General features: G+C 58.7%; 12 protein-coding genes and 1 tRNA gene. 9 read left to right on the top strand and 4 right to left on the bottom strand.

The window, feature by feature from the left end; all coding sequences use genetic code 11:
• The 3 genes from ABLN87_RS07235 to arsB are packed head-to-tail and all read left to right on the top strand — an operon-like array spanning position 1 to position 3,280.
• Entirely contained in the window at positions 1 to 999 is a 999-nt protein-coding gene (locus tag ABLN87_RS07235) for an ArsJ-associated glyceraldehyde-3-phosphate dehydrogenase (protein WP_353008624.1), read from the top strand.
• A complete protein-coding gene (gene arsJ, locus ABLN87_RS07230; protein ID WP_353008623.1) occupies positions 996 to 2,261 on the top strand; it encodes an organoarsenical effux MFS transporter ArsJ in 1,266 nt (421 codons plus the stop codon). The genes ABLN87_RS07235 and arsJ overlap by 4 nt, the downstream gene beginning before the upstream one ends.
• Entirely contained in the window at positions 2,258 to 3,280 is a 1,023-nt protein-coding gene (arsB, locus tag ABLN87_RS07225) for an ACR3 family arsenite efflux transporter (protein ID WP_353008621.1), read from the top strand. Before arsJ ends, arsB begins: the two co-directional genes overlap by 4 nt.
• 3 nt (positions 3,281 to 3,283) lie before the next feature.
• Here the strand turns inward: arsB and ABLN87_RS07220 are convergent.
• Positions 3,284 to 3,360 (bottom strand) — tRNA-Arg (locus tag ABLN87_RS07220).
• A 115-nt stretch (positions 3,361 to 3,475) separates the two neighbouring features.
• On the opposite strand from ABLN87_RS07220, the gene ABLN87_RS07215 reads away from it, so the two are divergent.
• Positions 3,476 to 4,501, top strand: coding sequence for a LacI family DNA-binding transcriptional regulator (locus ABLN87_RS07215; RefSeq protein WP_353008620.1), 1,026 nt, complete (start codon positions 3,476 to 3,478; stop codon positions 4,499 to 4,501).
• A gap of 4 nt (positions 4,502 to 4,505) precedes the next feature.
• Positions 4,506 to 5,720 (top strand): winged helix-turn-helix domain-containing protein, encoded by a 1,215-nt coding sequence (locus ABLN87_RS07210; protein ID WP_353008619.1) that lies wholly within the window; start codon positions 4,506 to 4,508, stop codon positions 5,718 to 5,720.
• Positions 5,721 to 5,723: 3 nt separating this feature from the next.
• Here the strand turns inward: ABLN87_RS07210 and ABLN87_RS07205 are convergent, their stop codons facing one another.
• The gene (locus ABLN87_RS07205) at positions 5,724 to 6,422 is read right to left on the bottom strand and encodes a fumarylacetoacetate hydrolase family protein (protein ID WP_353008618.1); all 699 of its coding nucleotides are present in this window, start codon (positions 6,420 to 6,422) and stop codon (positions 5,724 to 5,726) included.
• Between the two features lie 653 nt (positions 6,423 to 7,075).
• Complete coding sequence (gene hpaR, locus ABLN87_RS07200) at positions 7,076 to 7,510, bottom strand: homoprotocatechuate degradation operon regulator HpaR (protein WP_353008617.1); 435 nt, start codon at positions 7,508 to 7,510, stop codon at positions 7,076 to 7,078.
• A 187-nt stretch (positions 7,511 to 7,697) separates the two neighbouring features.
• On the opposite strand from hpaR, the gene ABLN87_RS07195 reads away from it, so the two are divergent.
• Positions 7,698 to 8,468 carry an HpcH/HpaI aldolase/citrate lyase family protein gene (locus ABLN87_RS07195; RefSeq protein WP_353008615.1) on the top strand — a complete coding sequence of 257 codons (771 nt, stop codon included), beginning with the start codon at positions 7,698 to 7,700 and terminating at the stop codon, positions 8,466 to 8,468.
• A 2-nt stretch (positions 8,469 to 8,470) separates the two neighbouring features.
• On the opposite strand, the gene ABLN87_RS07190 is transcribed toward ABLN87_RS07195, so the two are convergent.
• Positions 8,471 to 9,613 (bottom strand): DUF3095 domain-containing protein, encoded by a 1,143-nt coding sequence (locus ABLN87_RS07190; protein ID WP_353008614.1) that lies wholly within the window; start codon positions 9,611 to 9,613, stop codon positions 8,471 to 8,473.
• A gap of 137 nt (positions 9,614 to 9,750) precedes the next feature.
• Here ABLN87_RS07190 and ABLN87_RS07185 point away from each other — a divergent pair, with 137 nt between their 5' ends.
• From ABLN87_RS07185 to ABLN87_RS07175, 3 genes are all read left to right on the top strand, one after another.
• Positions 9,751 to 10,923: an MFS transporter gene (locus ABLN87_RS07185; protein WP_353008612.1), complete on the top strand. Its 1,173-nt coding sequence runs from the start codon at positions 9,751 to 9,753 to the stop codon at positions 10,921 to 10,923.
• A gap of 22 nt (positions 10,924 to 10,945) precedes the next feature.
• The gene (locus ABLN87_RS07180) at positions 10,946 to 11,983 is read left to right on the top strand and encodes a glycosyltransferase family 4 protein (RefSeq protein WP_353008610.1); all 1,038 of its coding nucleotides are present in this window, start codon (positions 10,946 to 10,948) and stop codon (positions 11,981 to 11,983) included.
• 112 nt (positions 11,984 to 12,095) lie between these two features.
• A complete protein-coding gene (locus ABLN87_RS07175; protein WP_353008608.1) occupies positions 12,096 to 13,118 on the top strand; it encodes an aspartate-semialdehyde dehydrogenase in 1,023 nt (340 codons plus the stop codon).
• Positions 13,119 to 13,127 lie beyond the last annotated feature (9 nt).

The raw sequence follows: 13,127 nt of genomic DNA, 5'->3' as shown, positions 1-13,127 counted from the left end.
ATGACTACTTTTGCGGTAAACGGCTTGGGCCGGATGGGAAAACTGGCCCTGAAACCGCTGTTGGAAAAGGGTGCCAGGATCGCGTGGATCAATGACGCGGTGGGAGACGCCGAGATGCACGCGCATCTGCTGGAATTCGACACGGTTCATGGCCGCTGGGACGCCAATTTCGCGCATGATGACGACAGCGTCACCATCAACGGCACCCGGCTGCCCTTCATCGGCACCAAGGACCTGAGCGCCCTGCCGCTGGACGGCGTCGATGTGGTGATCGACTGCACCGGCGTCTTCAAGACCGAGGCCACGCTGGCCCCCTATTTTGAGGCGGGCGTGAAAAAGGTTGTCGTCTCGGCCCCGGTCAAGGACGGCCCGACCGCCAATATCGTGATGGGCGTGAATGACGACATCTATGATCCGGCGACCCATCAGATCGTAACTGCAGCCTCCTGCACAACGAACTGTCTGGCCCCGGTGGTGAAGGTCATCCACGAGAACCTGGGCATCCGCCACGGCTCGATGACCACAATCCATGACGTGACCAACACGCAAACCATCGTAGACCGTCCAGCCAAGGACTTGCGGCGCGCACGGTCGGCGTTGAACTCACTGATCCCGACTACAACCGGCTCGGCCACGGCGATCACTCTGATTTACCCCGAACTCAAAGGCCGCTTGAACGGCCATGCGGTGCGCGTGCCGCTGTTGAACGCCTCACTGACTGACTGCGTGTTTGAGGTTGAGCGTGAGACAACTGTCGAAGAGGTCAACGCCTTTTTCAAAACCGCCGCCGAAGGTGAGTTGAACGGCATTCTGGGCTATGAGACCCGTCCGCTAGTCTCGACCGACTACACCAATGACGAACGCTCCTCGATCGTGGATGCGCCGTCGACCATGGTGGTGAACGGGACGCAGGTGAAAATCTATGCCTGGTATGACAATGAGATGGGCTATGCCCACAGGTTAGTCGACGTGGCTCTGATGGTCGGGGCCTCGCTGTGACCGACCGGCCCGAGGGGCTGTCGGCCTATATCGCGGTCACAGCCGCCTATTGGGCCTTTATGCTGACCGATGGGGCCTTGCGGATGCTGGTGCTGCTGCACTTTCACACGCTGGGTTTCTCGCCGGTGCAGCTGGCCTATCTATTTGTCCTCTATGAAATCGCCGGAATGGTGACGAACCTTGCAGCGGGCTGGATCGCGGCGCGGTTTGGCTTGACCTCGACGCTCTATGCCGGGCTTGGGTTGCAGGTGTTGGCGCTACTGGCGTTGACGCAACTAGACCCTAACTGGGCGATTGGCGCATCTGTGGCCTTCATCATGATCGTGCAGGGCGCAAGCGGGGTGGCCAAGGATCTGGCCAAAATGTCCTCGAAATCCGCGGTTAAATTGCTGGCCCCGACCGACGGTGGCGGGCTGTTTCGCTGGGTGGCGGTGCTGACCGGATCAAAGAACGCCGTCAAAGGACTAGGCTTTCTGCTTGGTGCAGCCATGCTGGCAACGCTGGGCTTTCAGGCGGCGATCATCGTGATGGCAGTCGTTCTGGCGGTGATCCTGTTCGCCGTCATCCGCTTCATGCCCCCCGGCCTGCCCAAAGGGCGCAAGGGCGCGAAGTTCTCAGAGGTCTTCTCGAAATCTGCCAACGTCAACTGGCTGTCCGCCGCGCGGGTCTTCCTGTTTGGTGCCCGTGACGTGTGGTTCGTGGTCGGCATCCCGATCTATTTCTACGCCGTCCTCTCGGATGGCACCGAAGAAGGCAACCGCGCTGCCTTTTTCATGATCGGCACCTTCATGGCGTTCTGGATCATCCTCTACGGCGTCGTTCAGGCCAATGCGCCCAAAATCCTTCGGGCCTCAGACCGGTCCGAAGGCGATTTGATCCGCGCCGCGCGCAGCTGGGCCGCCATGCTTTTCTGCGTTCCTGCGGCTCTAACACTCGCGGTTTTGCTGTCTTCCGGGCCGGAGACATGGCTGACAATTACGTTGGCCGTTGGGCTTTTGGTGTTTGGAGCAATCTTCGCCGTCAACTCATCCCTGCATTCCTATCTGATCCTCGCCTTCACCAAGTCCGAGCGGGTCACGATGGATGTCGGCTTCTACTACATGGCCAACGCGACAGGACGCCTTTTGGGCACCGTCCTGTCCGGCTTTACCTATCAAGTCGGCGGCCTGCCCTTTGTGCTGGGCACAGCGGCTGTCATGGTGGCGCTTGCGGCGCTCACTTCGGGCAAACTGACCGACCAAACATCTGAGGCATATTCATGAGCATCTTCGAACGCTACCTGACCATCTGGGTCGCCCTCGCCATGGCCGCAGGCGTGCTGATCGGACTGGCAGCTCCCGGTCTGGTCGCGTTGGTTGCCTCAGCCGAATTCGCAAGCGTCAACCTGGTTGTCGCTGTTCTGATCTGGGCAATGGTCTACCCGATGATGGTTGGCGTAGATTTCCGAGCGGTCGCCGGTGTTGCACGCCAGCCAAAAGGCCTGATTGTGACGCTGGTGGTCAACTGGCTGATAAAACCCTTCACCATGGCCCTCCTGGCCGTTCTGTTCTTTGACTACGTCTTTGCGCCATGGATCGAACCCGAGGATGTCGCCCAATACACCGCAGGCTTGATCCTGCTGGGCGCAGCGCCTTGTACCGCGATGGTCTTCGTCTGGTCACAGCTGACCAAGGGCGACGCGACCTATACGCTGGTGCAGGTCTCAGTGAACGATCTGATCATGGTGGTGGCCTTCGCGCCGATTGTGGCCTTTCTGCTTGGTGTGACTGACATATCTGTTCCATGGCAGACACTGGTACTGGCCACTGTCCTCTATGTCGTTCTGCCACTGATCGCCGGGCTGCTCACGCGCCGGAAGCTGGGATCACAAGACGCAATCGACGCCTTTTCTGCGCGCGTTAAACCATGGTCCATCATGGGCCTGATCGCCACGGTGGTCATCCTGTTCGGCCTTCAGGGGCAGACGATCCTGTCCAAACCTATGGTCATCGTCCTGATCGCCATCCCAATCCTGATCCAAAGCTACGGCATCTTTGCGCTGGCCTACGGCGCGGCCTATGCCCTGAAAGTCCCGCACCGCATCGCGGCACCCTGTGCCATGATCGGCACGTCCAACTTCTTCGAGCTCGCCGTCGCCGTGGCCATCAGCCTGTTTGGTCTGAACTCTGGCGCTGCGTTAGCAACAGTGGTGGGCGTCCTTGTCGAAGTCCCAGTGATGTTGTCTCTGGTCGCCTTCGCCAATCGGACCCGCGACAGGTTTCCGGAGCCTGTGGTGCAGTAACAATGGCGACCCCGGCAGGATTCGAACCTGCAACCTGCCCCTTAGGAGGGGGCTGCTCTATCCAGTTGAGCCACGGGGCCGCTTGGGGCCTTCTGTAACCGGGAATTTCGGGGTTGTCATTGCCTTTGCACAATTGTTGTACACGTCGACCTGTTCACGCTACCATCGGGCAAAACAACAACGCAGGTGCCTCTCGTGAACACAGAAACCAAACGCCCGCTGACCCTTCGAGATGTATCCGAGGCTTCGGGGGTCTCAGAGATGACAGTCAGCCGGGTCCTGCGCAATCGTGGGGATGTGTCCGATGCCACCCGCACACGAGTTTTGGCCGCCGCGAAAGAGCTGGGATATGTCCCCAACAAAATAGCAGGTGCACTGGCGTCCAGCCGGGTTAATCTGGTTGCCGTTATCATCCCGTCGCTGTCGAACATGGTGTTCCCCGAGGTTCTGACCGGGATCAACCAGGTGCTGGAAGATACCGAACTCCAGCCTGTGGTCGGCGTCACCGACTACCTGCCCGAGAAAGAAGAGAAGGTGCTGTACGAGATGCTCTCGTGGCGGCCTTCAGGCGTTATCATTGCGGGACTGGAGCATACCGAGGCCGCCCGCGCTATGCTGGATTCATCTGGTATTCCGGTGGTCGAGATCATGGATACCGACGGCAAACCGGTGGATGCGATGGTCGGAATTTCCCATCGTCGCGCGGGCCGCGAGATGGCGCAGGCGATCCTGAAAGCGGGCTATGAACATATCGGTTTCATGGGCACCAAGATGCCATTGGACCATCGCGCGCGAAAGCGGTTCGAAGGCTTCACCGAAGTGCTCGGCAAGAAAGGGATCGAGATCGAGGATCGGGAATTCTATTCCGGCGGTTCAGCGCTCGCCAAGGGCCGCGAGATGACGCAGGCCATGCTGGAACGCTCACCCGATTTGGATTTTCTTTATTATTCCAACGACATGATCGGGGCAGGTGGTCTGTTGTATCTGCTGGAGCAGGGCATCGATATTCCCGGACAGATCGGTCTGGCCGGGTTTAACAATGTGGAACTTCTGCAAGGTCTGCCACGTAAACTGGCAACGATGGACGCCTGCCGATTGGAGATTGGCCGACAAGCGGCCGAGATCATCGCAGAACGACTCAAGGACCCAGAGTCTGAGATTGAGACCCGCGTGACCTTGACCCCCAAGATCAGCTTTGGCGATACGCTAAAACGGCGCTAGGCCGATGGCGCTGCGGCAACTCGACAACCGCACAGCGCGGGCGATCTTTATGGATCGTCATGCGCTGGCCGAGCCGCCTGCGGGACGTTCCAAAGGGGCAGACCTGTTGGAGCTAATCCAGCGGCTGGGCTTTGTTCAGCTCGACAGTATCAACACCGTCGCCCGCGCCCATGACATGATCCTGTTCTCGCGCAGGCCCAGCTATCGCAGCGGGAATCTGAAACGCCTCTATGAACGCGATCGGGCGTTGTTCGAACATTGGACCCATGACGCCGCTGTCATTCCGATGGAGTATTACCGTCATTGGCATCTGCGGTTTCTGCGTGATGCTGATCTGTTGAAGTCGCGGTGGAAGAACTGGCGCCGGGATGGGTTTGAACAGCAGTTCGAGACGGTGCTGACCCATATCCGAGACCATGGTGCGGTGTCCTCATCCGATGTTGGGAAGGACGAAAAGAAAGGGTCCGGCGGGTGGTGGGATTGGCATCCCTCCAAGACGGCGCTTGAGTTTCTGTGGCGCTCCGGCGCGCTGACGGTGGTCGGGCGCGATGGATTTCAAAAACGTTATGACCTGACGGAGCGGGTAATCGAGACGCATCTGTGCCCCGGTCAACACCCATGTGACGCTGAGGCGACCGTCGATTGGTTGTGCAATGCCGCGCTGGACCGGCTTGGCTTCGCCACATCAGGTGAGATCGCGGCGTTCTGGGATACGGTCAGCCCGGCGGAGGCCAAAGATTGGTGCGCGAAAGCCCTGCAATCAGGAGTCTTGGAGGAAATCGAGATTGCCTGTGTTGACGGGCGAATGCGCAAGCTTTTTGCACGACCCGATCTGACAGATGATTTGGCGGACCTGCCCCGGCCAACCGGGCGCATGCGGGTGCTCAGCCCGTTTGATCCGATGCTACGTGACCGGAACCGGGCCGAGCGGCTGTTTGGTTTTCACTATCGGATCGAGGTTTTTGTGCCTGAGGCGAAACGGACCTATGGCTACTACGTGTTCCCATTGCTTGAGGGCGACAAGCTGATTGGGCGGATCGATATGAAAGCGCATCGGGATGCGGGCGAACTGCGCGTGCGCGCCCTTTGGCCGGAACGCACCATCCGATGGTCTGACGCGCGCACCGGCCGCCTGGAGGCCGAATTGGATCGGGTCCGTCGCTTCGCCGGTCTGGATCTCGTTAGCTTTGCACAAGATTGGCTTAAAAAGCCAAAATAGGCTTTATTCTGCTTCGGTCAGGGTCAGCCGAAGCGGTGCGAGCCCGTCAATGCCACCTTCAATCGTATCCCCGGCAACTACGGGCCCGACGCCGGCAGGCGTTCCCGTCAGGATCAGGTCTCCGGGACGCAGGTGATAGTAACCGGACAGATGGCATATGATCTCATCAATCTTCCAGATCAGCTCTTGCAGGCTTGCATCCTGACGGAATTCGGAATTGACGCTCAGGTGAATGCGCTTGCTGTCGTCCGGAGCCCACTCAGCCGCACGGGTCAGTGGTGCAAAAACCGTTCCATTCTCTAAATCCTTGCCCAAATCCCAAGGCCGCTGTTTGTTGCGTTCACGGATTTGCAGATCGCGGCGCGTCATATCCAGCGCGCAACCATAGGCATAAACCGCATCCCAGGCCTGAGCGCTGGTCGCTTTGAACACCGGTCTACCGATGGCAACGGCCAATTCCATTTCGTGATGGAAATTCTCGGTGCCCGGCGGATATGGCACGGTCGCGCCGGTCAGAACGGCGTTCGACGCGGATTTGGTGAAGTAGAATGGCGCTTCACGATCGACCTCATGCCCCATCTCGGCTGCATGGGCAGCGTAATTGCGACCAACGCAGAAAATCCGACCAACCGGATACCGGGCCGTTTCACCCTGCACTGGGATGCCAAGGATATCCGGAATCGGGAACAAACGGTCGGTCATGATGGGTCCTCATGGATGTTTGCGCGCATCTTAATTCACAAGACCAATCCCGCAACCCGCAGAAATCCGCCGGTTTTTACACAGCTCTCCCTGTAAATTCGGCACGGAACTGCCCAATTTTGACAATTTGGAAACGAATTGTTTCCCGAATCCCGAGGAATCGGTTTTAGATATACACATCGGATGCGCTTTTTGACCCCCGGCGCAGTTCGATACCTGCGATGGGCCCCAAAATCTGCACATCGCCATTTGATGAAAAGTGCTTGGATACCATCCTGTTCGCCCCAGAACGCTGGTTGCCAAAGTAATGAACCAATCTATTTGGCTCTGCACGATCTGGTGCAGAGCGCTTTATCAACCGCCAGAACCGGATCGTTGGAAGGCCGGACAAACAGCACGATCAAAGCGACGAAAAGAAACCGCTTGCGGACCAGACAGCAAGTCGGCAAGTGAGCATGACCGCTTCGGAGCACACGCAAAGGTTTAGGTCCATCCCCCTGGATCCTGAGCCTCGGTAACGAACCAATTTTCGGTTCTGCACGTCTTCGAAGCACGGGCCAGGCACATATCCAGTCCGGGTCTGGCCAAACCCCGTCGGAGAGTTCCCCCTACCATCTCTGACGGGGTCATAAACCTAAGGCCGGACCAAGCTCTTAGCTTTCCAGATCATTGAGTTCATTGAGAAGATCCAGCAGCATTTCATGCTTGTCGGGGCCAAGCTGACTGCGCACCCGTTTGGCCTGTTCCACACTCACGGCCAGATTGGCGTGAATGATCTGAACCCCCGCATCGCTGATTTCGACAATCTGACGGCGACCATCCTGAGGATGCCGGCGGCGCAAGATCAGGTTTTTGTGCTCTAGCGTTTGCAGAATACGGGTCAGGCTGGGCAACAGCAGGCAGGCGCGTTCGGCAATATGCGTCGGCTCTTGCGGGCCTTCTTCGTTCAAGACACGCAGCACCCGCCATTGTTGTTCGGTGACACCGGCATCCACCAACAGCGCTCGGATTGGCCCCATCACCTTTTCCCGCGCCCGCAACAGCGCGATGGGCAAAGATCTTGAAGTTAACGGTAAATCATCGGCCATGTTTAACCTTACCACGGTATTGGCGGAACGCGCGCATGCCGGGTTCTAACCAGAAACTGCGGCGATGCCTCTGGAATGCGAATGCTTGAACTCTCAAACGGTTTGTTTCCAAAAGCTATGGATATTGACCGAGACTGCATGACAGAATGCAGCAGAATCTCAAGAGTCTCATACAGGACATAGCAGAATGCCCGCCCCAAAGAACACATTCAAGCAGGCTCTGGCACAGGGCAAACGACAGATCGGCTGCTGGATGAGTTTTGCCGAACCCACCACTGCCGAGGTCATGGGAACCGCAGGGTTCGACTGGCTGGTTATTGATGGAGAGCACGCGCCCAATGATATCCGGTCGATCCGGGATCAGTTGATCGCTTTGGCCAACAGCTCGTCTCATCCCGTCGTCCGCGTACCGGTGGGTGAGACCTGGCTGATCAAGATGGTTCTGGATGCGGGCGCGCAGACCATTCTGGTGCCAATTGTGGAAAGCGCGGAACAGGCACGAGAGCTGGTCCGTGCTTGCCGTTATCCACCCGAAGGTGCACGCGGCGTTGGCGCAACATCCGCGCGGGCGACGATGTATGGATCAACCCAAGACTACATACAGACCGCCGATCAGGAAATCTGCCTATTGGTGCAAGTAGAAAACCGCGCTGGAATGGCAGCACTGGACGAAATTCTACAGGTCGACGGGATTGATGGAGTCTTTATCGGGCCCGCTGATCTGTCGACCGATATGGGCCATCAGGGCAACAGCGCCGCGCCCGAAGTGCGCACAACCATCGCCGACGCGATGAAACGGATCAGGGCCGCAGGCAAAGCGCCGGGGATTCTGGGCACCAATGATGAGGCAACCCAAGCCTATCTGGACATGGCTCCGCTGTTCCTGGCGGTTGGCATCGATGTCATGCTTCTGGCCAACGCTGCGCGCGCACTGTCGGCGCAATGGAAGTCCGGCTAGGGCTAGCCCCGCATCAAAGCCGCCGCCTGCGCATACCCGCCGGATGCACCATCAACGAAATGAACGTGATCATCCCGCGTGGCGGCGGGCACAAAGCAGGTCATCATCGCCTCATCCTGTGCATGCAGACCAAATCTGATCTTGCCGCGACCGCGCGCTTCTTCCAGCATATGTTCGATCTGGGCCAGCGTGGCATCATCGCAATCCAGCGTCATCTTCAGCCCATCGTCGAATTTGCGGAAATCGGCATTGCGGCTGACCATCCGCTTATAATGCTCGGGCTCGAACTGACCCATACGCTTATTGGTCCAGAACAGGATCGCAATCAGCAGGTTCTGCCCCAGCAACATCAGCTTTTGCAGCAACAGATTGCGACCGGTTCGCGATACATGCGCATCCAAATCAACACCCGGTGGTGGCCATGTCATGGGTGGTCCGTTCTCAGGCACCGGGTGACCCGCGCGGTCCAACCCGTCCGAGGCACGCAAGACCGATTGCGCCAGATCGGCAAAGTCACGCTCGGTCGCCTGCGCCGTGGGCTGCACAACAACCGAAACGATGCGCCCATGCTGCGCCGGGCTGTTGGACCAGCGACAGGACAGACCGGTCAGATCTGGCTGGCTGCCCGGCTCGGCCAGCGGCACCTGATGCTCTCCGGCCTTCATCTGTGCCTCGGCCCAGGCCAAACCACCACCCGAGAACATGGCATAGTCCACCCCGTTCGATGGCGCATACCGGGCCACGCGCAAATCCTTGCCCGCCCGACGCAGCTCTGCCACGGGCACCAACGCCGCGCGCAGCGGCATTGAAAACTCTTCCTCAGCCCAGCGCCGTAGCGCGGCAAGCGTCTGGCGGGCCTGATCGGCGGCACTGGGCGGCACGGCAAACCCCGCACCGTCTCCACCAAAGACATAAGGGAACAACTTACCATCCATCGTGTTGATCATGCCCGAGATCACGGCCGCGCCCACCATGTTCACGGTCTTGTAGCGTCCGCGCGCAATCTCTCCGGTCGAGTCGACGATATCGGCAACGCCCAAAACCCACTCATCCGGGACAGCCGCAAACGAGGACGGGTCCGCCAGCTGATTAAAATCGCGCAGCAGCGGCAGGTTTTCGTAAAATGCAGAATGGAGGTCTTTCATGGTCCCCCTCAGATTGAATTGAATGGTCAGATAGCTCAAACGTGATCAATGTCTGTTACCTGCAACATTCTACACGCGCTTGTGCGTTTTACCACAACATGCCAAGGAGTGATCGCAAGATTTGAAGGGGACGTTAGATGAAATCTGGGCTGGTTGTACTGTGTCTGGCCTATGTCCTCAGCCAGTTCTTTCGCGCATTCCTTGCGGTCCTCAGCCTTGATCTGGAACGCGACATCGGTGCCACGCCCGAAGATCTGGCCTTTGCCTCGGGCCTTTGGTTTTTGGTCTTTGCAGCCATGCAAATTCCGGTCGGCTGGGCGCTGGACCGGGTCGGCCCGCGCCTGACCGCAGCGGCGCTGTTGCTGGTAGGCGGCGCAGGTGGGGCGATTGTGTTTGCCCTGGCCACGTCCGCCGCTCATGTTAGCATCGCAATGGCGCTGATAGGGGTTGGGTGCTCTCCGGTTCTGATGGCATCGTATTTCATCTTTGCGCGCGAATACCCCCCGGCCCGGTTTGCCACGCTTGCCGCAGTGATGCTGGGCGTGGGATCGGTGGGTAATCTGGTCGCCTCCTACCCAACCGCTCTTGCGGCTGAAATGCTGGGCTGGCGTGCCACCCTGCTGTGCCTGGCTTTGGTTTCTGCAGTTGTCGCCCTTGGTATCTGGATCAGCGTGCGCGACCCAGCAAAGGTCGAAACCGAACACAAAGGATCAGTTCTGGACCTCCTAAAACAGCCCGCCTTGTGGCTGATCCTTCCATTGATGCTGGTGGCATACGCGCCATCGGCCGCGCTGCGTGGATTATGGGCCGGTCCTTATCTGAACGATGTCTTTGGGCTCAGCACCACGCAGATCGGCACTGCAACGCTGATCATGGGGTCCGCAATGATCGCGGGAACCTTTGCCTACGGTCCGCTGGATCGCATTCTGGGCACGCGGAAATGGGTTATTTTCGGCGGCAATGCGCTGGCGGCCGTAGCGTTGGGTCTGCTGTGTCTGTGGATCAACAGCGCGGTCTGGGTCTCGGTCCTGCTGCTGGCAGTCATTGGTTTTCTGGGGGCTAGCTTTCCGGTTATCATGGCCCATGGCCGCGCCTTTGTGCCGCCGCATCTGGTTGGGCGTGGGGTCACCTTGCTGAACCTTTTTGGAATCGGCGGCGTCGGCATTGCACAATTCGCGACGGGACGCATCCACGCGGCCAACGTCGCCGCCGGAGCCACCGCGCCCTATCTGGCAATCTTCGGCTTTTTCGCCGTGACCCTTGCCATTGGCTGCGTGATCTATCTATTCAGCCGGGACAGCCTGGACTGATTAGAAACCGGAGGGACGGCCCGTGCAGGACATCGAGGTGATCGCACCCAACCTGAAACACAGCCTGTCCGGGGTCACCACCACGGTCATCCGCCTGCTGCCGATCCAGAAAAAGATGATCGGGATCGTCGCTACCGGTCCCGGCCTGCCGGATGACCTACCCCATATCCGCCTGATCAAGGTACCATTCCTGTCGAACCGTACCCGCCGGGTCTGGCACGCGCGGCGCAATACGGAAATGCTGATGGGTCTGTTTCTGCGCAAGGTTCTGCGGCGCAATCTGAAACTGCTGTTCACCTCTGCAGCACAGCGGGATCATTCCGGGTTCACCAAGAAACTGATCGCACAGATGGATGCTTTGATCGCAACAACCCCGCAGGCAGCCTCGTTTCTCCAACACCCGTCGACCGTCATCATGCATGGCGTAAACACCGAACTGTTCCATCCTGCGGAAGACAAACAAGCGCTGCGCAACAAGCTAGGCCTGCCCGGTGGCACGCTGATCGGCTGTTTCGGGCGTATTCGCCCACAGAAAGGCGTCGACCTACTGGTCAATGCTACGCTGAGCGTACTGCCCAAGCACCCCGACGCCCACATCGTCTTCACCGGTCGCGCCACCAGTGAGTTCGAAGCGTTTCAGGCCGAACAAGAAGCGAAACTGCAAGCCGCTGGCCTGGGCGACCGCGTGCATTTCCTGGGTGAACGCCCGTGGGAAGAGATTGTCGAGACCTACCGCGCCCTGGATCTGTTCGTCGCCCCTGCGCGCCACGAAGGGTTTGGCCTGACGCCCCTTGAGGCGATGGCCTCGGGCGTACCGGCCATCGCCTGTCACGGCGTGGGCGCTTTCAGTGCTCAGATCAAAGATGGCGAAACAGGTCGGCTGGTTGAAAAAGACAACGCCCCAGCATTGGCCGAAGCGCTGGATCAGATGCTGTCCGACCCGGCCCAACTGGCCGCCGCAGGGCAAGCCGCCCGTGCCCATGTGGAGCGGAATTTTCGAATCGAGGGTGAGGCTGAGGCCATCGTAGAGGTCTATCGGTCTTTGCTGGACACCGAATAGGGCGTGGCGAACGCCTCAAATCCGCGTCATTCGTCGAAAACCGATCCGAAAGCTCTTTTTTCTTTGCTGCAACGCGGCTATGAACGCGCGTCCTTAACTTTGGAGACATGAAATGGGCTATCGCGTCGTTGTCGCCGGCGCCACAGGTAACGTGGGCCGCGAAATGCTGAATATTCTGGCGGAACGCCAGTTCCCGATCGATGAAATTGCCGCTCTGGCAAGCCGTCGTTCGCTGGGGACTGAGGTGACATTTGGCGACAAGACACTGACCACTAAGGACATCGACACATTCGACTTCACCGGCTGGGACATGGCGCTGTTTGCCATCGGCTCGGACGCAACCAAGACCTACGGCCCAAAAGCGGCCGCAGCCGGTTGTGTGGTGATCGATAACTCGTCGCTATATCGGTATGACCCGGACATTCCGCTAATCGTGCCGGAATGTAACCCGCAAGCGATTCACGACTACAAAAACAAGAACATCATCGCCAACCCCAACTGCTCGACCGCGCAGATGGTTGTCGCGCTGAAGCCGCTGCATGACCGCGCCAAGATCAAGCGTGTTGTTGTGTCGACCTATCAGTCGGTTTCGGGTGCCGGTAAAGAGGGCATGGATGAGCTTTGGGATCAAACCAAAGCCATCTACAACCCGACGACCGAGGTTGAGCCGAAGAAGTTCCAGAAGCAGATCGCCTTCAACGTCATTCCGCAGATCGACGTCTTCATGGAAGACGGCTCGACCAAGGAAGAGTGGAAGATGGTTGTCGAAACTAAAAAGATCGTCGACCCGTCGATCAAGGTTACGGCTACCTGCGTTCGCGTTCCGGTTTTCGTTGGCCATTCCGAGGCCGTGAATATCGAGTTCGAGGAATTCCTGGACGAAGACGAAGCCCGCGACATCCTACGCGAGGCCCCGGGCATCATGGTGATCGATAAGCGTGAAGATGGCGGTTATGTATCGCCCATCGAATGCGCCGGCGATTTCGCCACGTTCATCAGCCGCATCCGTCAGGATTCGACGATTGAGAACGGCCTGAACCTGTGGTGCGTCTCGGACAACCTGCGCAAAGGTGCCGCACTGAACGCAGTTCAGATTGCCGAGCTTCTGGGCCGTGAGGTTCTGAAGAAAGGGTAAACCGGCACT

Origin of the sequence: Ruegeria sp. SCP10 (genome assembly GCF_040329495.1) — a bacterium.
Lineage (GTDB): Bacteria > Pseudomonadota > Alphaproteobacteria > Rhodobacterales > Rhodobacteraceae > Ruegeria.
This window is presented reverse-complemented; position numbering and strand designations above follow the sequence as displayed.

Excerpts from the sequence above, each read along its gene's own strand:
- ABLN87_RS07205 (WP_353008618.1), bottom strand. The coding sequence starts at position 6,422 with ATGACCGACCGTTTGTTCCCGATTCCGGATATCCTTGGCATCCCAGTG.
- ABLN87_RS07190 (WP_353008614.1), bottom strand. The coding sequence starts at position 9,613 with ATGAAAGACCTCCATTCTGCATTTTACGAAAACCTGCCGCTGCTGCGC.
- ABLN87_RS07195 (WP_353008615.1), top strand. The coding sequence starts at position 7,698 with ATGCCCGCCCCAAAGAACACATTCAAGCAGGCTCTGGCACAGGGCAAA.
- ABLN87_RS07175 (WP_353008608.1), top strand. The coding sequence starts at position 12,096 with ATGGGCTATCGCGTCGTTGTCGCCGGCGCCACAGGTAACGTGGGCCGC.
- ABLN87_RS07210 (WP_353008619.1), top strand. The coding sequence starts at position 4,506 with ATGGCGCTGCGGCAACTCGACAACCGCACAGCGCGGGCGATCTTTATG.
- hpaR (WP_353008617.1), bottom strand. The coding sequence starts at position 7,510 with ATGGCCGATGATTTACCGTTAACTTCAAGATCTTTGCCCATCGCGCTG.
- arsB (WP_353008621.1), top strand. The coding sequence starts at position 2,258 with ATGAGCATCTTCGAACGCTACCTGACCATCTGGGTCGCCCTCGCCATG.
- ABLN87_RS07185 (WP_353008612.1), top strand. The coding sequence starts at position 9,751 with ATGAAATCTGGGCTGGTTGTACTGTGTCTGGCCTATGTCCTCAGCCAG.
- ABLN87_RS07235 (WP_353008624.1), top strand. The coding sequence starts at position 1 with ATGACTACTTTTGCGGTAAACGGCTTGGGCCGGATGGGAAAACTGGCC.